21 protein-coding genes are annotated in these 24,287 nt (G+C 71.1%); 13 read left to right on the top strand and 8 right to left on the bottom strand.

The features are described 5' to 3' along the window. The 8 genes from ABT254_RS40360 to ABT254_RS40395 all read left to right on the top strand — a co-directional run. Positions 1-408 (top strand): alpha-glucosidase C-terminal domain-containing protein (locus tag ABT254_RS40360; RefSeq protein ID WP_351482094.1); only part of this gene is annotated, 408 nt, incomplete at its 5' end. A gap of 25 nt (positions 409-433) precedes the next feature. Continuing rightward, positions 434-2,158, top strand: coding sequence for a maltose alpha-D-glucosyltransferase (treS, locus tag ABT254_RS40365; protein WP_351482097.1), 1,725 nt, complete (start codon positions 434-436; stop codon positions 2,156-2,158). A gap of 22 nt (positions 2,159-2,180) precedes the next feature. Beyond that, positions 2,181-3,542, top strand: a complete 1,362-nt coding sequence (locus ABT254_RS40370; protein ID WP_351482100.1) for a maltokinase N-terminal cap-like domain-containing protein — start codon at positions 2,181-2,183, stop codon at positions 3,540-3,542. A 4-nt stretch (positions 3,543-3,546) separates the two neighbouring features. Beyond that, a complete protein-coding gene (gene glgB, locus ABT254_RS40375) occupies positions 3,547-5,757 on the top strand; it encodes a 1,4-alpha-glucan branching enzyme (RefSeq protein ID WP_351482103.1) in 2,211 nt (736 codons plus the stop codon). Positions 5,758-5,821: 64 nt separating this feature from the next. After that, positions 5,822-6,910 (top strand): glutamate--cysteine ligase 2, encoded by a 1,089-nt coding sequence (locus ABT254_RS40380; RefSeq protein ID WP_351482107.1) that lies wholly within the window; start codon positions 5,822-5,824, stop codon positions 6,908-6,910. 124 nt (positions 6,911-7,034) lie between these two features. Further along, complete coding sequence (locus tag ABT254_RS40385) at positions 7,035-8,942, top strand: AMP-dependent synthetase/ligase (RefSeq protein ID WP_351482109.1); 1,908 nt, start codon at positions 7,035-7,037, stop codon at positions 8,940-8,942. A 232-nt stretch (positions 8,943-9,174) separates the two neighbouring features. Continuing rightward, the gene (locus ABT254_RS40390; protein ID WP_351482112.1) at positions 9,175-10,551 is read left to right on the top strand and encodes an NAD(P)/FAD-dependent oxidoreductase; all 1,377 of its coding nucleotides are present in this window, start codon (positions 9,175-9,177) and stop codon (positions 10,549-10,551) included. A 78-nt stretch (positions 10,552-10,629) separates the two neighbouring features. Continuing rightward, positions 10,630-12,873: an FUSC family protein gene (locus tag ABT254_RS40395; RefSeq protein WP_351482115.1), complete on the top strand. Its 2,244-nt coding sequence runs from the start codon at positions 10,630-10,632 to the stop codon at positions 12,871-12,873. Between the two features lie 10 nt (positions 12,874-12,883). Here ABT254_RS40395 and ABT254_RS40400 read toward each other — a convergent pair whose 3' ends face one another. From ABT254_RS40400 to ABT254_RS40420, 5 genes are all read right to left on the bottom strand, one after another. Beyond that, positions 12,884-13,315, bottom strand: coding sequence for a hypothetical protein (locus ABT254_RS40400; protein WP_351482118.1), 432 nt, complete (start codon positions 13,313-13,315; stop codon positions 12,884-12,886). A gap of 28 nt (positions 13,316-13,343) precedes the next feature. Continuing rightward, positions 13,344-14,183: a DUF1206 domain-containing protein gene (locus ABT254_RS40405; RefSeq protein ID WP_351482121.1), complete on the bottom strand. Its 840-nt coding sequence runs from the start codon at positions 14,181-14,183 to the stop codon at positions 13,344-13,346. Between the two features lie 94 nt (positions 14,184-14,277). Beyond that, the gene (locus ABT254_RS40410; protein WP_351482124.1) at positions 14,278-14,511 is read right to left on the bottom strand and encodes a DUF5133 domain-containing protein; all 234 of its coding nucleotides are present in this window, start codon (positions 14,509-14,511) and stop codon (positions 14,278-14,280) included. 26 nt (positions 14,512-14,537) lie between these two features. Then, entirely contained in the window at positions 14,538-15,389 is an 852-nt protein-coding gene (locus ABT254_RS40415) for a SigB/SigF/SigG family RNA polymerase sigma factor (protein ID WP_351482127.1), read from the bottom strand. A 174-nt stretch (positions 15,390-15,563) separates the two neighbouring features. Next, positions 15,564-16,007 carry an ATP-binding protein gene (locus tag ABT254_RS40420; RefSeq protein WP_351482130.1) on the bottom strand — a complete coding sequence of 148 codons (444 nt, stop codon included), beginning with the start codon at positions 16,005-16,007 and terminating at the stop codon, positions 15,564-15,566. Between the two features lie 253 nt (positions 16,008-16,260). On the opposite strand from ABT254_RS40420, the gene ABT254_RS40425 reads away from it, so the two are divergent. The 3 genes from ABT254_RS40425 (at position 16,261) to ABT254_RS40435 (ending at position 18,771) form a co-directional block, all read left to right on the top strand. After that, entirely contained in the window at positions 16,261-16,482 is a 222-nt protein-coding gene (locus ABT254_RS40425) for a hypothetical protein (RefSeq protein ID WP_351482132.1), read from the top strand. A 78-nt stretch (positions 16,483-16,560) separates the two neighbouring features. Then, a complete protein-coding gene (locus ABT254_RS40430; RefSeq protein ID WP_351482135.1) occupies positions 16,561-18,048 on the top strand; it encodes an aminotransferase class I/II-fold pyridoxal phosphate-dependent enzyme in 1,488 nt (495 codons plus the stop codon). 267 nt (positions 18,049-18,315) lie between these two features. Then, a complete protein-coding gene (locus ABT254_RS40435) occupies positions 18,316-18,771 on the top strand; it encodes a cyclic nucleotide-binding domain-containing protein (RefSeq protein ID WP_351482138.1) in 456 nt (151 codons plus the stop codon). Positions 18,772-18,969: 198 nt separating this feature from the next. On the opposite strand, the gene ABT254_RS40440 is transcribed toward ABT254_RS40435, so the two are convergent. After that, entirely contained in the window at positions 18,970-20,268 is a 1,299-nt protein-coding gene (locus ABT254_RS40440; protein WP_351482141.1) for an MFS transporter, read from the bottom strand. Positions 20,269-20,507: 239 nt separating this feature from the next. Next, entirely contained in the window at positions 20,508-21,122 is a 615-nt protein-coding gene (locus ABT254_RS40445; protein WP_351482144.1) for a LysE/ArgO family amino acid transporter, read from the bottom strand. A gap of 66 nt (positions 21,123-21,188) precedes the next feature. On the opposite strand from ABT254_RS40445, the gene ABT254_RS40450 reads away from it, so the two are divergent. Both ABT254_RS40450 and ABT254_RS40455 read left to right on the top strand, forming a co-directional pair. Continuing rightward, a complete protein-coding gene (locus ABT254_RS40450) occupies positions 21,189-22,115 on the top strand; it encodes a LysR family transcriptional regulator ArgP (RefSeq protein WP_351482147.1) in 927 nt (308 codons plus the stop codon). A gap of 32 nt (positions 22,116-22,147) precedes the next feature. Then, positions 22,148-22,633, top strand: coding sequence for a winged helix-turn-helix transcriptional regulator (locus ABT254_RS40455; protein ID WP_351482150.1), 486 nt, complete (start codon positions 22,148-22,150; stop codon positions 22,631-22,633). On the opposite strand, the gene ABT254_RS40460 is transcribed toward ABT254_RS40455, so the two are convergent. Next, a complete protein-coding gene (locus ABT254_RS40460; RefSeq protein ID WP_351482153.1) occupies positions 22,591-24,270 on the bottom strand; it encodes an MBL fold metallo-hydrolase in 1,680 nt (559 codons plus the stop codon). The genes ABT254_RS40455 and ABT254_RS40460 overlap by 43 nt on opposite strands. Positions 24,271-24,287: the final 17 nt, after the last annotated feature.

Below are 24,287 nucleotides of genomic sequence, written 5' to 3' on the forward strand. Positions count from 1 at the left end.
TCGGAGAAATACCAGCTGCGCCCCCGCGACTGGGAAACAGCCGAACGCGAAGGCCGCACCATCACCCCCCTCATCACCCGGCTCAACGCCATCCGACGGCGCCATCCGGCTCTTCAGCGCCTCAGGAACCTGCGTTTCCACCACACCGACAACGACATGGTCATCGCCTACAGCAAGACCACGGGCCAGGACACGGTCCTCGTCGTCGTCAACCTCGACCCGCACCACACCCAGGAGGCCACGGTCTCGTTGGACATGCCGCAACTCGGTCTGGAGTGGCACGCATTCATGTCCGCGCACGACGAACTGACGGGTGAGACCTATCACTGGGGCAGAACCAACTATGTGCGCCTGGATCCCGGGCGGGCCCCGGCACACGTGTTCCACATCCAGCAGTCGTCCGCGTAGCCACCGATCGGAGATTCAGAGCGACATGACCGTCAACCAGCCCGTCCCGGACACCTTCGAGGACACTCCCGCCAAGGACCGGGACCCGGAGTGGTTCAAGCGTGCCGTCTTCTACGAGGTCCTCGTCCGTTCCTTCCAGGACAGCAACGGCGACGGCATCGGCGACCTCAAGGGGATCACGGCCAAGCTGGACTATCTGCAGTGGCTGGGCGTCGACTGCCTGTGGCTGCCGCCCTTCTTCAAGTCACCGCTCCGCGACGGCGGCTACGACGTCTCCAACTACACCTCGGTCCTGCCCGAATTCGGCGACCTCGCCGACTTCGTCGAATTCGTCGACGCCGCCCACCAGCGCGGCATGCGCGTCATCATCGACTTCGTCATGAACCACACCAGCGACCAGCACCCGTGGTTCCAGGAATCGAGAAAAGACCCGGACGGCCCCTACGGTGACTATTACATGTGGGCCGACGACGACAAGCAGTATGCCGACGCGCGGATCATCTTCGTCGACACCGAGGTCTCCAACTGGACCTTCGATCCCGTCCGCGGGCAGTACTTCTTCCACCGCTTCTTCTCCCACCAGCCGGACCTCAACTACGAGAACCCGGCCGTCCAGGAGGAGATCCTGGCCGCCCTGCGCTTCTGGCTGGACCTGGGCATCGACGGATTCCGCCTGGACGCCGTGCCCTATCTGTACGCGGCCGAGGGCACCAACTGCGAGAATCTGCCCGCCACCCACGCGTTCCTGAGGCGCGTCCGCCGCGAGATCGACGCGATGTATCCGGATACCGTGCTGCTGGCCGAGGCCAACCAGTGGCCGGAGGACGTGGTCGACTACTTCGGCGATTTCCAGAGCGGCGGCGACGAATGCCACATGGCATTCCACTTCCCCGTCATGCCCCGCATCTTCATGGCGGTACGACGGGAATCCCGCTACCCCGTCTCGGAAATCCTCGCCAAGACCCCCGCCATCCCCGCGGGCTGCCAGTGGGGAATCTTCCTGCGCAACCACGACGAGCTGACCCTGGAAATGGTCACCGACGAGGAACGCGACTACATGTGGGCGGAATACGCCAAGGATCCGCGTATGCGCGCCAACATCGGCATCCGCCGCCGGCTCGCCCCGCTCCTCGACAACGACCGCAACCAGATCGAGCTGTTCACCGCCCTGCTGCTGTCACTGCCCGGCTCGCCGATCCTCTACTACGGCGACGAGATCGGCATGGGCGACAACATCTGGCTCGGCGACCGCGACGCCGTACGCACCCCGATGCAGTGGACACCGGATCGCAACGCAGGTTTTTCGTCCTGTGACCCCGGGCGGCTGTTCCTGCCGACCATCATGGACCCGGTCTACGGCTACCAGGTGAGCAACGTCGAGGCGTCCATGTCCGACCCGTCCTCGCTGCTGCACTGGACCCGCCGGATGATCGAGATCCGCAAGCAGAACCCGGCCTTCGGCCTCGGGTCCTTCACGGAACTCCCGTCCTCCAATCCGGCGGTGCTGGCCTTCCTCAGGGAGTACGGCGACGACCTGGTGCTGTGCGTGAACAACTTCTCGCGGTTCGCGCAGCCCACCGAGCTCGATCTGCGGGCCTTCGACGGGCGCCATCCCGTGGAGCTCATCGGCGGGGTGCGCTTCCCGGCCATCGGTGAGCTGCCGTATCTGCTGACCCTCGCCGGCCACGGCTTCTACTGGTTCCGGCTCACCCGAGTCGCATCCCGCATCGGCCGCCGTCCTCTGGCGTGAGGCGAGGAAAGGACGCGTCACCATGGCGAAGACCGCACCGCTCCGCCCGAGACCCAGCGTCGCCGCCGGGCCCATGACCTCGCTCGCCGGGCTGCTGCGCGAGTGGCTGCCGAGGCAGCGCTGGTTCGCGGGCAAGGACCGACCCGTCACGGACCTCGGCCTGCTGTCCATGACGGAGCTGTTCCCCGGCTGTCTGCATCTGCTGGTGCACACCGGTCAGAGCGGCCTGCCCGCGCCCAGCGGCGCCACGCCCGCCGGTGACTGCTACCAGCTGCTGCTCGGCGTGCGCCGGCACCTGTCACCGAGGCTCGGACGGGCCCTGATCGGCAGGGCGGAGGAGGGCCCGCTGGCCGGTCTGACGGTGTACGACGCGCTGCAGGATCCCCGTTCGGCGCAACTGCTCCTGGAGCGGCTGCGGCAGCCCGGTGCGGCGGGCCCGCTGCGCTTCGAGGCAGATCCGTCCGTGCATGTGCCCGCCGGGCTGGTGCCGCGGGTGCTGGAGGCCGAGCAGTCCAACTCCTCCCTGGTGTACGGCGACGAGTTCATCCTGAAGGTGTTCCGGCGCGTGCAGCCCGGCGTCAACCCCGACCTGGAAGTACCGGGCGCGCTGGCCGGGCAGGGCTGCGGCCGGGTGCCGGCGCCGGTGGCGTGGTTCCGTACGACGCATCCGCAGGAAGCGACGCTCGGTGTGCTGCAGCCGTTCCTGCCCGATGCCTCCGACGGCTGGGCGCTGGCCCTGCAGGCGCTCGCCGCCGGCGACGAGTTCACCGTGCAGGCCCGCGAGCTGGGCCGGGCCACCGCGGAGGTACACCTCGCGCTGGCGGCCGCTTTCCCCGCCGGGGCACACGACGAGAGCGTGCGGACGGCGGCGGCCATGACCGAGCGCCTGGACGCCGCAGCCCACTGTGTGCCGGCGCTGCGCCCGTACGTGCCCCGGCTGCGCACCGCCTTCGGCGCCCTCGTCGCCTGCGATCCGGGGCCGCCCGCCCAGCGCATCCACGGCGACCTGCACCTGGGGCAGGTGCTGCGGGCCGGCCGGGACTGGTTCGTCATCGACTTCGAGGGCGAGCCGTCCCGCCCGCTCGCCGAGCGGCGCAGCACCCAGTCCCCGGTGCGGGACATCGCGGGCATGCTGCGCTCCTTCGACTACGCCGCCCGCCAGCGCCGCCCGTGGCGCCCGGAGTGGGCGCGCCGCTGCCGCGAGGCCTACTGCGCGGGCTACGCCGAGCGGGCCGGCTGGGACCCGCGCAAGAAGCACGGACTGCTCCGTGCCTATGAGACCGATCGAGCCGTGTACGAGGTCCTGTACGAAGCCCGGCACCGGCCGGACTGGCTCCCCGTACCGATGGCGGCGATCGAACGTCTCGCCGTAAGAGGAGGCTGACCCCGTGGCCCTGCGTGACACCTCGCTCCCCGAGCCGTCCGGACCGCACACCGCCGGATGTGCGAGCGCGCCCGCCCTGGATCCCGGCGAACGAGAACGCCTGCTCACCGGCCGGCACCACGACCCGCACGCGCTGCTGGGCGCCCACCCGGTCCCGGACGGCATCGTCTTCCGGGCGCTACGGCCCTACGCCCGCGCGGTGAGCGTCGTCGTCGACGGCAGGCGGCGAGCGCTGGCCTCGGAGGGCGACGGCCTGTTCTCCGGGGTGCTGCCCCTCGACGCGATCCCCGAGTACACGCTGGTGGTGCGGTACGCGGACGGTGAGCACGAGACGGCCGACCCGTACCGTTTCCTGCCCGCCCTCGGTGAGCTCGACCTGCATCTCATCCGCGAGGGCCGGCACGAGCAGCTGTGGAAGGCGCTCGGCGCCGAGCCCATGGAACACGAGGGCGTGACCGGCACCCGGTTCACCGTGTGGGCCCCGAACGCCCAGGGCGTCCGGGTCGCCGGGGACTTCACCTGCTGGGACGGAACAGCTCTGCCGATGCGCTCCCTGGGCGCCTCGGGGGTGTGGGAGCTGTTCGTGCCCGGTATCGGGGAGGGCGCGCTGTACAAGTTCGAGATCACCTCCCGCTACGGTGGCCGTTTCCTCAAGGCCGACCCCATGGCGCGCTACGCGCAGGTCCCGCCGGACACGGCGTCGGTCGTGCACGCCTCGCACTACGAGTGGGGCGACGAGGAGTGGATGGCGCACCGCGGTGACCTTCCGGTGCACGAGGCGCCCTTCTCCGTGTACGAGATCCATCTCCCCTCCTGGCGGCACGGGCTGACGTATCGCCAACTCGCCGAGCAGCTGCCGCCGTACGTGAGCGGTCTGGGGTTCACCCACGTCGAGTTCATGCCGGTCGCCCAGCACCCCTTCGCCGGTTCCTGGGGCTACCAGGTCACCGGCTTCTATGCGCCGATGTCGCGGCTGGGTACGCCCGACGACTTCAAGTACCTGATCGACGCCCTGCACCGGGCCGGCATCGGCGTGATCATGGACTGGGTGCCCGCCCACTTCCCCAAGGACGACTGGGCCCTGGCGCGGTTCGACGGGGATCCGCTGTACGAGCCGGGGGACTCGCGGCGGGCCGAGCACCCGGACTGGGGGACCTACGAGTTCGACTTCGGGCGTATCGAGGTGCGCAACTTCCTCGTGGCGAACGCTGTTTACTGGTGCGAAGAGTTCCACATCGACGGTCTGCGGGTGGACGCCGTGGCCTCCATGCTCTACCTGGACTACTCGCGCGACTCGGGCCAGTGGACGCCGAATGTGCACGGAGGGCGGGCGGACCTGGACGCGGTGGCGTTCCTGCAGGAGATGAACGCGACCGTGTACCGGCGGGCGCCCGGCGTGGTGACCATCGCGGAGGAGTCCACGGCGTGGGACGGGGTCACCCGCCCCACCGACAGCGGCGGGCTGGGCTTCGGCCTGAAGTGGAACATGGGCTGGATGCACGACTCCCTCGGCTACATGGAGCACGAGCCGGTGCACCGCAAGTACCACCACAACGAGATGACGTTCTCGATGGTGTACGCCTACAGCGAGAACTACGTCCTGCCCATCTCGCACGACGAAGTGGTGCACGGCAAACAGGCGCTGGTGTCGAAGATGCCGGGCGACTGGTGGCAGCGACGCGCCAACCACCGGGCGTACCTGGGGTTCATGTGGGCCCACCCGGGCAAGCAGCTCCTGTTCATGGGGCAGGAGTTCGCCCAGGGTTCCGAATGGTCCCAGGAGCACGGGCCGGACTGGTGGCTGGTCGACCCCGGCTACGGCGCCGAGCCCGACCATCGCGGAGTCCGCGACCTGGTGCGCGACCTCAACGCCGTCTACCGCCGCACCCCTGCGCTGTGGCAGCAGGACACCCGGCCCTGCGGCTTCCAGTGGGTGATGGGGGACGCCGCCGAGGACAACGTCTTCGCTTTCCTGCGGTTCGCCAGCGACGGCAGCCCGCTCCTCGCGGTCTCCAACTTCTCCCCCGTGGTGCGCCACGACTACCGCCTCTGGGCGCCCGACGAGGTGCCCGCCTGGCGGGAGATCCTCAACACCGACGCCATGCGCTACGGCGGCAGCGACGTCACCAACCCCGACGACGTCAAGGTGGAGGAGGCAAGGATCACGCTCACCCTGCCGCCGCTCGCCACGATCTGGCTGACTCCGCTGCTGTGACCGGCCAGGCGGGGTACTCGGTGCTCGTCCTAGCCGCAGCCCGGCCACAGAAAGGCGGCCACACGTGCGCACCGTCGGAGTGGAGGAGGAGCTCCTCCTGGTGGACCCGGAGACGGGCGAGCCCAAGGCGTTGTCCGCCGCGGTGCTCGCCCGTGCGGCGCGGGACGACACCTGCGAGGGCGTGTTCGAGAAAGAGCTGTACAACCAGATGCTGGAGTTCAACACGCATCCCCAGTCCGACATGGCGGACCTGAACGCGGAGATCGTGCGCTGTCGCCGGGAGGCCGCCCGGCACGCCGGGGAGATCGGGTGCACGGTGGCCGCGCTGGCCACCTCGCCCCTGCCCGTCAGCCCCACCGTCACCAGGGGAAGCCGCTACCAGTGGATGGAGGAGCAGTACGGCATCGCCGTACAGCAGCAGCTCGTGCTCGGCTGTCACGTCCATGTCTCCGTCGACTCCGACGAGGAGGGCGTCGCGGTCCTCGACCGCATCCGGCCCTGGCTGTCGGTGATCTCCGCGCTCAGCGCCAACTCCCCGTTCTGGCAGGGCAGGGACACCCGCTACAACAGCTATCGCAGCCGGGTGTGGCAGCGCTGGCCGTCGGCCGGTCCCACCGAGGTCTTCGGCTCGGCCGAGCGCTACCACGGGCGGGTGGCGGACATGGTCGCGAGCGGGGTGATCCTCGACGAGGGGATGATCTACTTCGACGCACGTCTGTCCCGGCAGTACCCGACCGTCGAGGTCCGGGTCGCGGACGTCTGCCTGCACGCCGACACGGCCGCCCTCGTCGCCACGCTCACCCGGGGTCTCGTGGAGACCGCCGCCCGGGAGTGGTGGGACGGCCACCCGCCCCTCGACCACAGCGTCAGCCTGCTCCGGCTGGCCGCCTGGCAGGCCGCGCGCTCCGGTCTCACCGACGAGCTGCTGCACCCCGTGACCATGCGGCGGCAGCCCGCCGAGAACGTGGTGGGCGCGCTGCTGGAACACATCGGCGACGCGCTCGCCGACAGCGGCGACCTGGAGCGTGCCCGGGAGACCTGCGTCCGGCTGCTCAAGGGCGGCACCGGCGCACAGGTTCAGCGTGAACTCCTGGCGCGCAACGGCAATCTGCGGGAGGTCGTCACTGGCTGCGTGCGTCACACCCAGGCCTGATCATCACGGATCCGCAACTTCGCAGGTTCCGGTCACCATCCGCACCCACCTGGGCTAGATTCGAGCACCGTCGACAACGGAACTCGTCGGCATGGTCACCCTCCGTACAGCTCAGGAGCAGCGCATGCGCGACTTCGCCCTCGCTCCCCCCACCGTCTCGCCCCTGACCGGCGGACTGGCCGACACCGTTTTCGACACGGCAGCTCACCACCCCACCCTGCCCATGCTCGCGCGCCGCCCCGCCCCGTCCTCCACCACCTGGGAGGAAGTGACCGCCGTGGAGGTACGGGACGAGGTGGTGGATCTGGCCAAGGGGCTGGTGGCGTGCGGGATTTCGCCCGGCCACCGCGTCGCGATCATGGCGCGCACCCGGTACGAGTGGACGGTGCTCAGCCACGCCCTGTGGGCGGTCGGTGCCGAGGTCGTCCCGATCTACCCGACCTCCTCGCGCGACCAGGTGGAGTGGGTCCTGCGGGACGCCGGCTGCGTGGCCGTGGTGGTGGAGGACGAGCAGGCGGTGATGACGGTCGGCTCCGTGTGCGGGGCGCTGCCGCTGCTGCGCCACGTCTGGCAGTTGGACGCGGGGGCGCTGGGCGACCTGCGGGAGCGCGGCAGGTTCATCCCGCTCGCCACGGTCGACTCGCTGCGCCGCATCGTGCTGCCGGACTCCACGGCGGCCATCAGCTACACCTCCGGCACCACGGGCCGGGCGCTGGGCTGCGCGCTCAGCCACCGCAACCTGGCGAGCGCCTGCGACACCCTGCTGAGGGGCTGGGGTCACACCGTGATCCCGCCGGGCGAGCAGCAGGCCTCGGTGCTCGCCTTCCTGCCCTTCTCGCACGTCTACGGCCTTCTGGTGCAAACCCTGTGCATCCGCGGCGGCATGGTGATGGCGCACGAGCCCGACATGAGCGAGGAAGCGCTCTCGGCGTCCCTGCTCTCCTTCCGGCCCACGTATCTGTGCGCGGTTCCCTCGCTCCTGGAGAAGATCTACAAGAACTTCCTGCGCGTCGCCCAGGAGGCGGGCCGCGGGGCGCTGTTCGAGCGGGCCGCGGACACGGCACGGGACTTCGCCGCGGCGCTGGAGCGGCACCGGCTGGGCGGCGGTTCGGGGCCCGGTTTCGATCTGCGGCTGCAACACGCCCTGTTCGAGCGGACGGTGTACCGCAAGCTGCGCGCGGCGATCGGCGGCCGGGTGATGCGGGCGTCGTCCGGCGGCTCCTCCCTCAGCCGTGAACTGTCGCTGTTCTACGAGGGGATCGGAATCTATGTGGACGACGGGTACGGCCTGACGGAGGCCGCCGGCGGCATCACCGCGCAGCCGCTGGGCCGGGAGATGTCGGGCACCGTCGGGCAGGCGCTGCCGGGCAACGAGATCGCGGTGGCCGAGGACGGCGAGATCCTGGTCCGCGGTCCCTCGGTGTTCCAGGGCTACATCAACGCCGAGGCGGCGACGCGGGCCGTGCTGCGCGACGGCTGGCTGGCCACCGGCGACCTCGGACGGATCGACGCGCAGGGCTATCTGACGATCACCGGCCGCAAGAAGGACATCATCGTCACCAGCAGCGGCAAGAACGTCGCCCCGTCCGCCCTGGAGCAGCGGTTGAGGATGCATCCGCTGATCCACCAGGCGGTCGTCGTCGGCGACAACCGGCCCTGTGTGGGGGCGCTGATCACCCTGGATCCGAAGTTCCTGGCGTACTGGCGCGGTTCCCTCTCCCTGCAGAGCGACACGCCGAGCCGGGAGGCTCGCGAGGAGAACGCGCTGCGCGAGGAGATCGGGCGGGCCGTGGCCGCGGCCAACAGCGCCGTGTCGCGCTCGGAGTCGATCCGGGTCTTCCGGGTGCTGCCGGAGCAGTTCGACATGTCCAACGGGCTGATGACGCCGTCCATGAAGCTGCGCCGGGACGCGATCGTGCGGCACTACGCGTTCGAGATCGACGCGATGTACCAGGCACGCACCCGTGCTCCCCGGCAGACCGTGCCGGACGAACTGTCGAGCTGGGACGAGGCCGACAACGTGTTCCGCTGACCGCGCCGAACACAATCTCGCCACTTCCTGTGCAGCACGTGATCCAAAAGGTTCACTCCTGACCGGTGCGTTTCCGCATGCAGACGGGCATGGTGGTGCTCGACGCGTTCGTCTGCCTGCCGCACCCAGCTGGCGGAACGGCTGGGGCCACGGTGGGATCGATGTGGTGCAAGCAGCGATCCAGGGCATGCGAAGGGCGTTGGATGCAGACCGCCTGGAGCCGCAGAGAGGGATGAACACCGTGACACGACCCAGGATCCTGGTGGTTGGCGCAGGTTTCGCCGGCGTGGAGTGCGTACGCCGGCTGGAGCGGAAACTCGCGCCCGACGAAGCGGAGGTCACCCTGGTGACGCCGTTCGCCTACCAGCTCTATCTGCCGCTGCTGCCCCAGGTCGCCTCCGGGGTGCTGACGCCCCAGTCGATCGCCGTCTCGCTGCGGCGCAGCAAGAAGTACCGCACCCGGATCATTCCGGGCGGAGCCATCGGCGTCGACCTGAAGGCCAAGGTCTGCGTCATCCGCACCATCACCGACCGGATCGTCAACGAGCCGTACGACTACATCGTGCTGGCCACCGGCAGCGTCACCCGCACCTTCGACATTCCGGGTCTGACCGAGCACGCCTTCGGTATGAAGACCCTCGCGGAGGCCGCGTACATCCGCGATCACGTCATCTCCCAGCTCGACCTGGCCGACGCCAGCGACGATCCGGCGGAGCGGGCCTCGCGGCTGCAGTTCGTGGTGGTCGGCGGCGGCTACGCCGGCACCGAGACCGCCGCCTGTCTGCAGAAGCTCACGCACGCCGCGGTCAAGCGCTACCCGCGCATCGATCCGGCGCTGATCAAATGGCATCTGATCGACATCGCCCCGAAGCTGATGCCCGAACTGGGCGACAAGCTCGGCCGCAGCGCCCAGGAGATCCTCAAGCGGCGCGGCATCGACGTCTCGCTGGGTGTCTCCATCGCCAAGGCGGGCCCCGAGGAGGTCACCTTCACCGACGGCCGGGTGATCCCCACCCGCACCCTGATCTGGACCGCCGGTGTCGTCGCGAGCCCGCTCATCGCCACGCTCGACGCGGAGACGGTGCGGGGCCGGCTCGCCGTCAACGCCGAGATGAACCTGCCCGGCCACGACGGCGTGTTCGCGCTGGGCGACTCCGGCGCGGTGCCGGACAAGGCCAAGGACGACGAGTCGGCGATCTGCCCGCCGACCGCGCAGCACGCCATGCGGCAGGGCAAGCACGTCGCGGACAACGTCATCGCGACCCTGCGGGGCAAACCCCTGACGCCGTACGTCCACAAGGACCTCGGGCTGGTGGTCGACCTCGGCGGCAAGGACGCCGTCTCCAAGCCGCTCGGCATCGAACTGCGCGGTCTGCCCGCCCAGGTGGCCGCCCGCGGCTACCACTGGATGGCTCTGCGCACCAACGTCGCCAAGGTCCGTGTGGCGACGAACTGGACGCTCAACGCCCTGGCCGGCGACGACTTCGTCCGTACCGGCTTCCAGGCCCGCAAGGCGGCCACGCTGAAGGACTTCGAGTTCACCAACGCCTATATGACGCCGGAACAGGTACGCGCGCATGTCGAGGAGACGGACCGCAAGGAGACCTGAGGCGGTGCGCACGCTCCGGTCACGTCGTGCCATGCTGAGATCCGGATCATGACGTGAAGCGGGAGTGAGTACGGCGGCGTGAGGGCAGCGGAAGGGTCGGTCCGGGCACGGCTGCGCGATCTCGTCGCGGCCTCCGATCCCGGGTTGCTCCGGCTGGCCGCGGGCCTGAGAACGGTGGGCGCCATCGCCCTCACGCTGGCCGTGCTCTCCCTGCTCGGCGCCGACGTGCGCCATCTGGTGGCGGGCGCCATCGCGGCGATGGTCTCCACCTTCGCCATCCGGGAGAAGCAGCGCGGCCCGCAGGCCGTCACACTCGCGCTGGGCCTTCCGGTCGCGCTGGCCTCCGTGTCCCTGGGTGCGCTCCTGCACACCCGGGTGGTGGGCGGTGACCTCTTCTTCGTCGCCCTCATCTTCTGCGCCGTCTACGCCCGCCGCTTCGGTGACCGCGGCACCGCGCTCGGGCTGATCGGCTTCCAGGTCTACTTCATGTCCCTGTTCGTCGGCGCCACCATGTCCGCGCTGCCGCAGCTGTGGGGCGTGGTTGCCGTCGCCGTCGCCTGCAGCGCCGTGGTGCGCTTCGCGCTCGTACCCGAGACGCCCGCGGGCATCCTGCAACGGCTGCGTGAGGCCTTCCGCGCCCGGCTGGCGCAACTGGTCACCGCACAGCTCGCCCTCCTCGACGCCGGACCGGACGAGATCGACAAGGCGCTTCAGGACGTACGCGACGGCACCGCCCGCCTCAACGAGACGGCCATGATGATCCAGGGGCGGCTGGAGGAGGGCACCGCCGACGAGGCCGTGGCCCGGCTCGTGCAGCGCCGCATCGCGGACGCCGAGATCGCCGCAGAACGCCTCGGACTGCTGCTGCTGAACGCCCGCAGCGCCGAGCGGGCGGACACCCTGACCCTGCATCTGCCGGGGGCGCCCGTTCCGCCGGGCGGCCGGCTGCCCGTACAGGACGAGTCGACCGCGACCCTGCGCCGCGACCTGGGGGCGCTGCGCCTGCTGGTGCTGCGGCCCGTCTCCGAGGACCTGGGAACCGGCCTGGCCCAGCTGCGCAACCGGCTCCTCGGCTACCGCGACGAGGAGAACCTCCCGAAGGCCTCCCCCGCCGTCCAGGACGTCTTCCGCGGTGTCGGCGAGGCCGCCCGCGCGGTGCTCGGGCTGCGGATCGCACTCGGCGACCCTCAGGACGACGCGGACGACACCCCGTCGACGGCACGCTCACGCGAGGAACTGGACGCGGAGGACGCGGCGATCGACGCGGGCGAGGAGGCCACCGAGGAGGCGCCGAAAGGTCTGAAGCGGCCCACCACCCGCGCCGCCGTGCAGGTCGCGGTGGGATCGGCGCTGGCGATCGTCGGCGGTGAGTTCCTCTCCAGCCAGCGCTGGTACTGGGCGGTGCTGACCTGCTGGATCGTGTTCATCAACACCGCCTCGACCGGCGAGATCCTGGTCAAGGGCTACCGGCGGCTGCTGGGCACGGTGCTCGGCGTGGTGGCCGGTCTGCTGCTCGCGGCGCTGGTCGGGCACCACACCTGGACGGCGTTCGCGCTGGTGCTGCTGTGCGTGTTCGCGATGTTCTACACCGCCCCGCTGTCCTACACGCTGATGTCCTTCTTCGTCACCGCGGCGCTGGGCGTGCTGTACACCCTGCTGCACACCTACAGCCTGTCGGTGCTGGTGCTGCGGGTGGAGGAGACGGCGCTCGGGGCGGCCTGCGGGATCATCGCCGCGGCGTTCGTCCTGCCGGTGCACACCGACCGCCGTACCAACGACCTCCTCGTCACCACCCTGGAGCGGCTCGCCGACGTCACCGAGGCCGCCGTCGACCAGCTCAGCGGCGGGGACCCGGCCGAGCTCCTCGACAAGGCGCGCGACCTGGACCAGGCGCTGGCGGACCTGCGCACCGCCACCCAGCCCCTCACCCACCCGGTCACTCCGCTGCGGGCCCGGCGCAACACCGCCCGTTATGTGGTGGCCCTGCTGGAGACCTGCGCGTACCACGCGCGTTCGCTGGCCGCGATGGCCGAGCTGCTGCCGACGCATCCCTCGATCGCGGCGGATCCGCGGTTGCGGCGGGCCGGCAAGCGCATCCTCGGCAACATCGGGACGATCGCCGCCCGTGTCGCGGACGGGCGGGCCGCCGTCGAGGTCGAGACGGGGGCGAGCATCGCCTCCCTCCTGGAGTCCGACCTGCCCGGCGGCTCACGCTACGGCCGCATCACCGACCGGGTGCTACGGCATCTGCAGCGCCTCGACGAGGCGGTGGTCGGCCTGGCCCGGCCACTGAAGGTGCCGGTGGCTACGCCGAAGCGGTGAGCGCCTGCCCTCAGAAGTCGGTGGGCAGACCGCTCACCTCGGCGATGCCGCGCAGCTCCTCGTCCTGGCGGTGCCTCTCCCGGATGTAGTCGGCGATCTCACCCAGCCGCACCGGGTCCGAGGCGGTGTCCGCATCGGTGATCACCCTGATCGGGCCGGTCCCCTCGAGGTCGATCTCGACGACCTCGTTGTCGAGCCGGCCGGTCACGGCGGCGGCGATGACCAGGGCCGCCTCGTCACGGACCTCCTGGGACAGCCCCTCCCCGTGGTCGTCGCCGAGCGCGAAGTCCACGGAAGGCATGCGCTGTTCCTCGAGCGCCCGCAGGACCGGTTCGACCACCCCCAGCAGCTGCCGGAAGTCCTCCGTGTCCATCCGGGTGCGCAGGAGACCGAGGTAGAGGTCGACGGGCCGGTGCTCCGGTGGAAACTCGGATTCGTTCATCCGATTCGTGTTCCCCGTGTGGCGCGTGTCAGACCCTGCCCCAGCGGGCCAGCGCGAACGAGAACAGACCGAACAGGGCGAAACCGGCCGCGACGCAGGCGAGCAGCGACGGACCCAGCGGAGTGTGGGCGAACGAGCGCAGCGTGTCGTCGAGCCCCTTCGCCCGCTTCGGGTCGTAGTCGACCGCGGCGCGCACCGCGAAGGTCCCCGCGGCGGCGAACACCAGGCCGCGCGCCGCGCCGCCCACCACGCCGGTGACGTCCACCAGCCGTCGCGACCAGGGGGACATCTCACCCAGCTTGAGCTGCTCGCGGTAGTCACGCCGCACGGCTTGGACACCGATCCACACGCCCGCCACGACGACGCCGGCACCTGCCGCGCCCACGAGCCACTGCCCTGCGGGCAGGTCGAGGACCCTGGCCGTGACATCACGGGACTGGGCGTCACTCGACCGGCTGCCGCCGCCGTGCGGGCCCGCCGCGAACGTCAGCACCGAGTAGGCGACCACCGCGTAGAAAACGCAGCGGGCGACCCCGAGCAGCCGCTTTCGTGGCGTACGGCCGTCCGGGCCGACCGAGCCGAACACGGCCTCCGACAACCGCCACACCGCCATGCCGGCCAGCCCCAGACCCAGCGCCCACAGCAGCACGGTGCCGAACGGCTGCCCGGCCAGCGTGGCGAGGGCGCCACCGCGGTCCGCCTGCCGGCCGCCGTCCCCGAACGCGATCTGCAGCGCCAGGACGCCGACCAGGAGGTAGATGACGCCGCGGGCGGCGAGCCCCGCCCGGGCGGCGCCCTCGGTCACCGAGCCGCGCGCCGCCCGCTCGGCCTCGCGCCTGCTCGTCCGCGCCATGGCACTGGAATTCACGGGCACCTCCCGGGCTCCGCAGGGCAGGTGTGCTTCTCGGTGACCGGGCCGCGCTCCGCCCGGCCGGCGACCTGGACGTCGTCCATGCGCGGTGTCACCGGATTCCGATCTCCGGCGCCGCCGATCGTGACGGGGGTGTGGCCGCGAGCAGCCGGTGTGCCGCTTCCAGCGCCCGTGCCACGTTGCGCGTGCCGGTCGACACGCACAGGGTGTAGGCCAGGTCCTGGACCCGGGGGCTCGCCCCGCCGCCGCGCCCGGCCTCCTCGGCCAGCGCGGTCTCGTACTCCTCGACAAGCCTGCGCAGGACGGCAGGATGAGGGATCAGCATCGGTCCTCCTCCTCGCTGCGGGCCGCTCAAGCCGCGGCCGCCCGTCCGTTGCCGGCCGCCTGCCCCAGCGCCTCGGCCCGCACCCGGGCGCAGCTGCGGCTGATGAGGCGGGAGACATGCATCTGGGAAATGCCGAACCGGTCGGCGATCCGGCTCTGTGTCATGTCCTCGAAGTAGCGCATGTAGAGGATGGCGCGGTCGCGTTCGGGCAGACGCCGCAGGCCTTCCTTGGCGGCTTCGCGGTCGATCACGACGTCGTACGCGGAGTCCGCCGCGCCGAGGGTGTCGGCGAGGCTGTAGCCGTCCTCGTCACCCGAGAGCTCGGCGTCCAGCGAAAGGGTGCTGAAGCTGTCGAGGGCCTCCAGGCCGGAGTTGACCTCGTCCTCGGTGAGCCCGGTGTGGGCGGCGATGTCGGCGGCGGAGGGTTCGGAGCTGCCCGGGGTCTGGGTCAGCTCGCGGCGGGCCACCCGCACCTTGTTGCGGAGTTCCTGGATCCGGCGGGGCACCCTGAGGGCCCACATACGGTCCCGGAAGTGGCGCTTCACCTCACCGGTGATGGTGGGCACGGCATAGCTCTCGAACGCTCCCCGCTCGGGGGCATACCGGTCGATCGCCTTGACCAGGCCGAGCGCCGCGACCTGGCGGAGATCCTCGATGGACTCGCCGCGGTCGCGGAAGCGGCCGGCGATCCGGTGGGCCATGGGCAGCCAGGCCGTGACGAGTTCGTCGCGGACCGCCTCCCGCTCGGGGCCGTCCTCCAAGGTGGCGAGGCGGGCGAAAAGGTCCGCCGTGTCGGGGGCGTCGTCGTGCCGCCGCCGGGTGGCGGCGGTCGTCCGGGCCTGGGTGCCGGAAGTGCTGGTCGACATGTCGATAAGCATGCGGATTCGCTCCTGAACGAGGGGTTTCAGGGACTTACCGCGGGAAGACCGACGCCCGGACCGAATGGAGGGTCCAGGGCAGCCATATCGCTCCCGCTGGCGCGCCTCCGGTCCGAAGCACGAACATCCGTATGCCCGGCGGTCGAGGGAACAAACGCCGCCTTGTGGAGGCCTTCAGTGGAAGGGGACCACGGCCGTGATGCACTTGCCGCCGGCGGGCAGTTCCGACACGCGCACGTCGCGGGCCAGCCGGCACACGATGGGCCAGCCGTGGCCGCCGACGCGGTGCCGTCGCCGTGGGTCCGTGGGCTGCCTGGTCACCGGCAGCCGGTCGCTGCGGTCGCTCACCGAGACGCGCACGCCCGTTCCCAGGACGTCGACGCGGAAGTCCGTGACGCCGCCGCCGTGCAGGATGGCGTTGGTCGTCAGCTCGGTGGCGACGAGCAGGGCGTCCCCGAGGGCCTCCTCGTCGCAGTGGGTGTGGGTGGCCCTGCAGCGTTCATTGACCGCCCGCTCGACCGCCCTGCGCGCCTCGGCGGGCCTGCACGAACACGGCGGTCCGGTCCGCTGCGCGCCCAGCCGCCCGAGGGTGGATTCGGTCCCGTGCTCCTCGCACATCGCCTGGCTCCCTGATCGGTGAAGAACCGGCCTCCCTTGTGCAGGGGGAGGGAAGCCGGACCCTGCCTCGCCCGCGGCCGCCGCAGTCCGGGCACACGCCTCTCGGACACGGCTTTCCCCCGCCCGTTCGCAGCGATTGCGCCTCCTGCTGCGCGGGCACCGCAGGTCTCCTTGTTCGGCTCACCTGCGCAGGCCCGGCCAAACCTCCCGGCGGAAAGTACGTGCCCGGGCCATCGGGGGGTACGCGGATGTCATGACCGATGTAGTGGACTCAGACGAACTGCTGCGGCGCATCCAGCGTGCGCGGGCCTGCGCGCAGCAGGAGCAGCGCCGGTGGCGGGAGCGGGACGAGGGCCTGCGGGCGGACGAGCCCGAGGCTGCGCGCGAGGCCGCCGTACGGACGCTGGCCTATGAAGCCGTCCTCAGGGTGCTGGACGAGATCGTGACCCCGGGCAAAGCCGGCGGACAGGGCTGAGCGACGGGCCGGGCGTCCGCTTCGACGGCTCGGTGCGCGCCCGGTTGGCGGTGTCCGATGGCGGGAACCCGGGTGCGCATGACTGTCGATCACAGCCGAGCGCCCATCCTGGAAGCCCTGGCCGACTACCACCGCCGCGGGCGGCTGGGGTTCACCCCGCCGGGCCACAAGCAGGCCCGCGGCGCCGATCCCGCCGTACGGGAGGTGCTGGGTGATGCGGTCTTCCTCGGTGACGTACTGGCATCGGGCGGGCTGGACGACCGGCTCACCCGGGGACGGGTGCTGGTGCGTGCCGAGGAGTTGATGGCCGACGCCGTGCACGCCGAGCACACGTTCTTCACCACGTGCGGCAGTTCCCTGTCCGTCAAGGCGGCGATGCTGGCCGTGGCGGGACCGCACGAGAAGCTGCTGATCGGCCGGGACGCCCACAAGTCGGTGGTGTCGGGGCTGATCCTCTCGGGCATCGAGCCCGTCTGGGTCGAGCCGCGCTGGGACCCGCAACGCCACCTCGCGCATCCGCCGTCGGCGCAGAGCTTCGAGGCGGCCTTCGAGGCTCATCCCGATGCGAAGGGTGCGCTGGTCACCAGCCCCACGCCGTACGGGAGTTGCGCGGAACTGCAGGCGATCGCCGAGGTCTGCCACCGGCGCTCCGTCCCGCTGGTCGTGGACGAGGCCTGGGGCGCCCATCTCCCCTTCCATCCCGACCTGCCGACATGGGCGATGGACGCCGGCGCGGACATCTGTGTGACGAGCATCCACAAGATGGGCAGCGGCCTGGAACAGGGCTCCGTCTTCCATCTCCGCGGCGACCTCGTCCCGCCGGATCTGCTGAAGATGCGGGCCGATCTGTTGGGCAGCACCAGCCCGTCGGTGCTGATCTACGCCGGACTCGACGGCTGGCGCCGCCAGATGGCCCTGCACGGCAGGGAGTTGATGGGCGGTGCGCTGGACCTCGCGGCCGAGGTCCGTGCCGCGATCGAGGAGATCGACGGGATGCATGTCAACGACCGTGAGGACTTCTGCGGTCCGGACCGGGCCGACGATCTCGACCCGCTGCCCGTGATCATCGACATCGCCGGGCTGGGCATCACGGGGTTCAAGGCCGCGGACTGGCTGCGGGACCAGCGGGCCCTGGACGCCCACCTGGTGGACCACCGCCGCATCGGCGCGCAGATCACCCATGGAGACGACCGGCAGACGACCGGGGAACTGCTCGCCGCGCTCAAGGACCTGGCTCGCGCCGCGCCCGGACTCGGACCGGGCCCGCGGGTGGATGTGCCGTCGCCCTCCGAGCTGCGCCTGACGCAGGCGGCACTGCCCCGGGACGCCTTCTTCGGCCCCGCGGAGAACATACCCATCGAGGATGCCGCAGGCCGCATCGCGGCGGAGATGATCACGCCGTACCCGCCCGGAATCCCGGCCGTACTGCCCGGCGAGCGGCTCACCGAGCCCGTTCTGCGCTATCTGCGCACCGGTCTGGAGGCGGGGATGTACCTGCCGGACCCCAGCGACTCGAAACTCGAGACGATCAGGGTCGTGGCGGCCGGTGAAGAGGCCGAGGAGTGAAACCGGTCACGTGACCCGCTTCTGGCGGGGCAAAACACCGGCAGATGGTTTACGGTTCATTCATACGTGGTGACGGAGTCGACCGTACCGTCCTCCGACGCCACCGCTTACGGCCCTGGCTGGCCTCCCCCGTCCAGCCAGGGCTTTTTCATGCCCTGGAGATTCCCGGCGGGAACTGCTGTCCGCCGAGGTGCTCGGGGCGTCGGCAGCGGCTGAAATGGGCGTAGGGAAAGCACCGGAACCGATCCCGGCGAGGAGCCCCGCGTCATGACCAAAGCCATAAAACTGCTGACCGCCCTTGCCCCGCCCCAGCGGCAGAGCCTGATGACGCTCGCGCAGGAGGTCTCCTTCCCGGAGGACACCCGGATCTTCGAGGCGGGCGGCAGGGCCGACCGCTTCTGGGTCATCCGCTCGGGCGCCGTCTCGCTCGACCAGCGGGTCAACTCGCTGCAGCGGGTGACCGTGGCGAGCCTCGGCTCGGGCGATCTCCTCGGCTGGTCCTGGCTGTTCCCGCCACACGAGTGGGACTTCGGCGCGGAGGCCTTCAGCCCCGTGCGCGCCTACGAGTTCGACGCGGCGGCCGTGCTGCGGCTGTGCGAGCAGGACACCCAGCTCGGGCTCGCGCTGGTGCGCAGCGTCGCGGAGATCCTCGCCCACCGGCTGGAGGTGACCCGGGGCAAGCTCATGGAACAGCACATGGGCCGCGGGCGCAGCGTGCTCTAGAGCCCGTCCGGCAGGTCGGGTCGACTGTCGGACGCGCCTCGCAGCGGCGCCCAGCGGCGTGCGACTGCAGCACCCAGCGCCGGCATCCGGCGGCGAACACCGCTGAGGTTCCCCGTTCCCCTGGGAGGATCGGGGAGCGCAGCCAGGGCCCGCGACGCCGAGCTGATCCGCCGGACGGGCCCTGGCCCCGCCTCGGGGTCAGATGCGGTAGCGGCGCAGTGCCGGGATCGCTGCGGTCAGGGCCAGCATCACGGCGACGACGAGGAGGCCGCCGCCCGCCACGGCCGCGCGCGGGCCGAAGGCCGAGCCGGCGGTGCCGTGCAGGACGTCGGCCAGGCGCGGGCCGCCCGCGACGACGACCGTGAAGACGCCCTGCATACGGCCGCGCATCTCGTCGGTGGCGGCGGACAGCAGGATCGCACCGCGGAAGACCATCGAGACCATGTCGGCGACGCCGGCCAGGGCCAGGAACGCGGCCGCGATCCACAGGTTGCCGCTCAGCCCGAAGCCGGTGATCGCCGCGCCCCAGGCGACGACCGCGCCGATCACCATCCAGCCGTGCCGGCGGGCCCGGGAGAACGTGCCCGAGAACAGACCGCCGAGCACCGCTCCGATGGGGATCGCCGCGAACAGCAGACCGAGGGCGAGCCCTTCGCCGTAGGAGCTGTAGGTCTGGGCGGCGAGCTGCGGGAACAGGGCGCGGGGCATGCCGAGGACCATCGCGATGATGTCGGCGAGGAAGGACAGCAGCAGCACCTTGTGCCCGGAGATGTAGCGGAAGCCCTCCGCTATCTCCCGTACGCCCGCGCGTCGCTTCTCGGTGCCCGTCAGGGGCGGCAGGGAGGGCAGCTTGTAGACCGCCCACACCGTGACGCAGAGGGCGAGGGCGTCGATCAGGTACAGCTCGGGCAGACCGATGACGGGGATCAGGGCGCCCGCGAGCAGCGGTCCGACCACCTGCCCGGTCTGCATGACCGTCGAGCCGAGGGCGTTGGCCGCCGGAAGCTGGCCCTCGGGGACCAGGCGGGCTATGGAGGCGTTGCGGGCGGGGGCGTTCAGCCCCCAGAAGGCTTGCTGCACCGCCAGCAGCACCATCAGCGCGGCCACGGACTCGAGCCCCGTGAAGGCCTGGAGCCAGAACAGCAGCGAGGTGACGGCGATGCCGCTGTTGGTGATCAGGAGCAGCTTGCGGCGGTCCATGCTGTCGGCGACCGCGCCGCCCCACAGCGCGAACACGATCAGCGGCAGCAGCCCGGCGAGGCTCGCCGCGCCGACCCACGCGGAGGAGCCGGTGATGTCGTAGATCTGCTTGGGCACGGCGACCGCGGTGAGCTGACTGCCGACGGCCGTGACGATCGTCGAGGACCACAGCCGTCGGTAGGCCGGGATGCGCAGCGGCCGGGTGTCCATGGCCCAGCGGCGCCAGCCGCGCCGCGGCGGGTCGGCCGCGACCGGGTCCGGTGTCTGCGGTTCGGTACTGCTCTCACTGGTGTCCACGGGCTTCCTGGTTGCTCGATACATCTTTCGGGGCCGGGGTTCACTATCCCAGCCCCGCCCGAGAGTTCGGGGCGCGGATGCCCGGGTTGTGGACTTCAGTGCCTGCTCAACTCGTGATCAGAGTTCTCCGACCTTCCGAGCTGAAGGTCGAGGCGGCAGCCGCCCAGGCCGGCCTTACGGCGACCGTCGACGGAGGTGCGGAGCGCGGGTTGGATCCGCAGATGCAGTGGCTCGGCTTCTCAGGCCCTGGCGACGAGCAGGCCGCCGAGTGTGATCATCGTCGCGGCGACGAGGCCGTCCAGGATCCGCCAGGCGGCCGGCCTGGCCAGGAAGCGGCCCAGAGCACGGGCGCCGAATCCGAGCGCGGCGAACCAGCACAGGCTGGCGAGGGCGGCTCCGAGGCCGAACGTCCAGCGCAGGGGGCCGCGGTGGGCGGCGATCGAGCCGAGCAGGAACACGGTGTCGAGGTAGACGTGCGGGTTGAGCCATGTCAGTGCCAGACAGGTCAGCACGGCCCGCCTGCGCGAGAGCGCCGTCTCCCCCTCGGTCTGCAGGGCGCCGCCCGGCTTCAGCACCCGGCGGGCGGCGAGGGCGCCGTAGCAGAGCAGGAAGGCGCCGCCGATCAGGCCGACCGCGGTGAGCGCCTGCGGGTAGGCGACCACCACCGCTCCCACGCCGCCGACACCGAGTGCGATGAGGACGGCGTCGGACAGGACGCAGATGCCGACGACGGCGAGGACCGCGTCGCGGCGGATTCCCTGGCGCAGGACGAAGGCGTTCTGGGCGCCGATGGCGACGATGAGTGACAGGCCGGTGCCGAAGCCCGCGGCCGCGGCGGTCAGAGCGTTGGTCATGGCTTTGACGCTACGGATTCGATCACTACGCGTACAGCTAAAGATTCTTACGTATCATTAGCCAATGTGAAGACGGAGTTGACGGAGCTGCCTCTCGACCAGGTGCGAACGCTGCTGGCCGTGGTGGACGAGGGCACTTTCGACGCGGCGGCCGCGGCCCTGCATGTGACGCCCTCGGCGGTCAGTCAGCGGGTGAAGGCGCTGGAGCAGCGCACCGGCCGGGTGCTGCTGATGCGCACGAAGCCGGTGCGGCCGACCGAGTCGGGTGAGGTCGTCGTGCGGTTCGCCCGTCAGCTGGCGCGGCTGGAGCGTGATGCGCGCGCGGAGCTCGGCATGAGCGGGGCCGGGGAGCCGACCCGGGTGTCGATCGCGGTGAACGCCGATTCGCTGGCGACCTGGCTCCTGCCGGCGCTGACGCGGGTGCGGCACGAGCCCCGGCTCTGTTTCGAGCTGCGCCGCGAGGACGAGACGCGCACGGCCTCGCTGCTGCGGGAAGGCCTGGTGATGGCGGCGGTGACCTCGTCCGCCGAGCCCGTCACGGGCTGCAGCGTGCGCGCGCTGGGACGGATGCGCTATGTACCGGTGGCCAGTCCGGACTTCGCCCGGGAGTATTTCGGCGGGCCGTTGCCGGAGGCGCTGGCGGTGGCGCCGACGGTGACCTTCGACCGCAGCGACGACCTGCAGGACGCCTTCGTGCGCAGGCTGCGGCACGGCAGGAGCGGGGCGAGTCCGGTCCGGCACTTCGTGCCCACCTCGGAGGGGTTCGCCGAGTCCGTCGCGGCGGGCCTGGGCTGGGGCCTGGTGCCCGAGGTGCAGGCCGAGCCGTTGCTGTGGGCCGGGCGTCTGGTGCGCCTCGCTGCGGACCAGACCCTCGACGTCCCGCTGTACTGGCAGCAGTGGAAGCTGGACTCCCCGGCGCTCGCGGCGGTCGCCGAGGCGGTGCTGGAGGCGGCTGCCGGGGCGCTGCGCGGCGGGGCCGTCCCGCGCCACTGACTTGCGTGATGCAATCGACGTACGATGGGGACGTGCTTCCTCGTACGTACGAAGGTCAGGTCTGCTCGATCGCCCGGTCGCTCGAAGTGGTGGGTGAGCGCTGGACGTTGCTGATCGTGCGCGACGCGCTGCGCGGCACACGGAGGTTCGAGGACTTCCGCGCCGGCCTCGGCATCGCGCACAACGTGCTGTCCGACCGGCTGGGCAAGCTCTGCGAGGCCGGGATTCTCGAGCGGCAGCTCTATCAGACCCGCCCGGAGCGGTACGAGTACGTGGTGACCCCGGCGGGCCTCGACCTCTGGCCGGTGATCATGTCCCTGCTGCTGTGGGGGGACGGGCACCGGGCGCCGGATGGGCCGCCGCTGGTGGTTCTGCACCGCGGCTGCGGCGGCCGGCTCCGGCCCGGGCTCACCTGCTCCGCCTGCGGGAAGCCGCTCGGTCCGTACGACTGCGAGATGCGGCCCGGGCCGGGTGCTCAGCCCGCGGGCGCCACGGTCAGTCCCGCGAGCCCCGCGTAGTACGCGAACCTGAACGGGCTGAACAGCTGGTGCCGTTCGACGAGCGCGCGCAGGATCCGTCCGCGCAGCTCGGCGAGCGCCGCGTCCTCCGGGTGACCGAGCAGGGCGCAGTCGACGATCCTGAGCGCCACGGCCGTCTCCCCGCGCGCCAGCAGTTCCTCGCCCGCCGCGCCGAACGCCTCGGCGCGGCCGCCGGCCAGCAGGTCCAGCGCTGCGGCCCACTGTCCCCGGCCAATGGGGTCCACGCCTTCTCCGTCCGCCTTCCAGTAGCCGGTCCGCTGGTCGTGGACGCGCTGGATCAAGCCCTCGCGCATGACCAGGTACGGGAGGATCGCCGCCGGATGCCCGCGCAGCACCTCGGGCAGGTGGTCACGTTCCAGCAGGTCGGTCAGTGACCGGCCCGCGACGATGTCGTCCGCGACGACGGTGTGCAGCTCGCGCAGCGCGGCGAGCAGGCCGGGCAGCGCCTCGACGGTGAAGTTCTCGGTCAGCGGCGGGTGGCCGTGGATCAGCAGCCGGGGGCGCAGATCCAGGACCGTCCGCAGCGCGTCGAACAGCCCCTCTGCCGAGCCTTCGGCGAAGAACGGCGCCCCCAGATACGGCATGCACATGTCCCCGGTGAACACCACGCCCTCGTCGGGGAGTTGGACCAGGAGACCGTCGCGTGTCTCGCCTCCGGCGATGGGGACGAGGGTGAACCTCCGCCCGCCGACGGTCAGCGTCTCGGGCTGCTCGACGAGCCGGTCCGGCACGACGTGCGGACGGCGCTCCTGGCCGTCCGGCAGCAGGGCCGGGAAGGGCGGCGGGCTCACGGCCTGCAGCGCGAGTTCGTCGGGGAAGGCGGCCTGGGCGACGACCTGTGTCCCGGGGCCGGCCAGGGCTTCCATGCCTCCGATGTGGTCGAAGTGTGCGTGGGTGAGGATCACATGAGTGATCGGCGCGGGGGTGACGGCCCGCAGATCGCGCAGGGCCGCTTCGGCGTGCCGGGGGTGGCTGGCCGCGTCGATCGCCACGATGCCCTCGTCCGTGACGACGAACGCGAGGTCGGCGAAGTCATAGCCCTGGGCGACGTGCACGCCCGGCGCCATCTCCACCAGCCATGGCGCGGTCATGCGCAGGCCGTCCTCGGCGCTGACCAGGTAGTCCGTGACGAGTGACAGGCCTGGGGCGTGTCCGATGCACTCGCGCGCGGCCCGGGCCTCCTCGGTACGGCCCTGACAGGCGTAGGCGCGGGCCAGGGCGGCGTGCACGGAGTGCAAGAACCCGGCCGGGAACTGGTCCCGTACGGCGAGCACGAACTCCAGGTCGGCGATCACCGTGTCGGCCCGGCCCGCGCAGTCCGGGAGGTTCGCGAGGGCGGTTCCCCTGAAGTACTGCGGCAGCCCGAGACCGCGTTCCGCGGCCGCGTCGAGCCGGGCGATCGCCTTCTCGTCCGGTCCGTCGAGGCGGGCCTGGAAGACTCCCGTCAGGCTTTCGGCCAGGGCCGATTCGGGGCGTTCGGCGCTGAGCGCGGTGAAGTAGTCGTACCCTTCGCGGAATTGGCGGGCTGCGAGCATCTGCTGGGCGAGCACGGCGGTCACCCGGTCGGGAATGCCGGGCCAGCGCACGGCACGGCGCAGGGCGTCGGTCTCCTTCATGGCCTCTCCTTCAGCGA

Origin of the sequence: Streptomyces sp. NPDC001137 (assembly GCF_040298885.1) — a bacterium.
In the GTDB taxonomy this organism is placed as follows: Bacteria; Actinomycetota; Actinomycetes; order Streptomycetales; family Streptomycetaceae; genus Streptomyces.

What these genes read in the sequence shown, in the direction of transcription:
- treS (WP_351482097.1), top strand. Translation starts at nt 434, where the DNA reads ATGACCGTCAACCAGCCCGTCCCGGACACCTTCGAGGACACTCCCGCC.
- ABT254_RS40370 (WP_351482100.1), top strand. Translation starts at nt 2,181, where the DNA reads ATGGCGAAGACCGCACCGCTCCGCCCGAGACCCAGCGTCGCCGCCGGG.
- ABT254_RS40385 (WP_351482109.1), top strand. Translation starts at nt 7,035, where the DNA reads ATGCGCGACTTCGCCCTCGCTCCCCCCACCGTCTCGCCCCTGACCGGC.
- ABT254_RS40390 (WP_351482112.1), top strand. Translation starts at nt 9,175, where the DNA reads ATGAACACCGTGACACGACCCAGGATCCTGGTGGTTGGCGCAGGTTTC.
- ABT254_RS40400 (WP_351482118.1), bottom strand. Translation starts at nt 13,315, where the DNA reads ATGAACGAATCCGAGTTTCCACCGGAGCACCGGCCCGTCGACCTCTAC.
- ABT254_RS40410 (WP_351482124.1), bottom strand. Translation starts at nt 14,511, where the DNA reads ATGCTGATCCCTCATCCTGCCGTCCTGCGCAGGCTTGTCGAGGAGTAC.
- ABT254_RS40415 (WP_351482127.1), bottom strand. Translation starts at nt 15,389, where the DNA reads ATGCTTATCGACATGTCGACCAGCACTTCCGGCACCCAGGCCCGGACG.
- ABT254_RS40420 (WP_351482130.1), bottom strand. Translation starts at nt 16,007, where the DNA reads ATGTGCGAGGAGCACGGGACCGAATCCACCCTCGGGCGGCTGGGCGCG.
- ABT254_RS40425 (WP_351482132.1), top strand. Translation starts at nt 16,261, where the DNA reads ATGACCGATGTAGTGGACTCAGACGAACTGCTGCGGCGCATCCAGCGT.
- ABT254_RS40430 (WP_351482135.1), top strand. Translation starts at nt 16,561, where the DNA reads ATGACTGTCGATCACAGCCGAGCGCCCATCCTGGAAGCCCTGGCCGAC.
- ABT254_RS40435 (WP_351482138.1), top strand. Translation starts at nt 18,316, where the DNA reads ATGACCAAAGCCATAAAACTGCTGACCGCCCTTGCCCCGCCCCAGCGG.
- ABT254_RS40445 (WP_351482144.1), bottom strand. Translation starts at nt 21,122, where the DNA reads ATGACCAACGCTCTGACCGCCGCGGCCGCGGGCTTCGGCACCGGCCTG.
- ABT254_RS40460 (WP_351482153.1), bottom strand. Translation starts at nt 24,270, where the DNA reads ATGAAGGAGACCGACGCCCTGCGCCGTGCCGTGCGCTGGCCCGGCATT.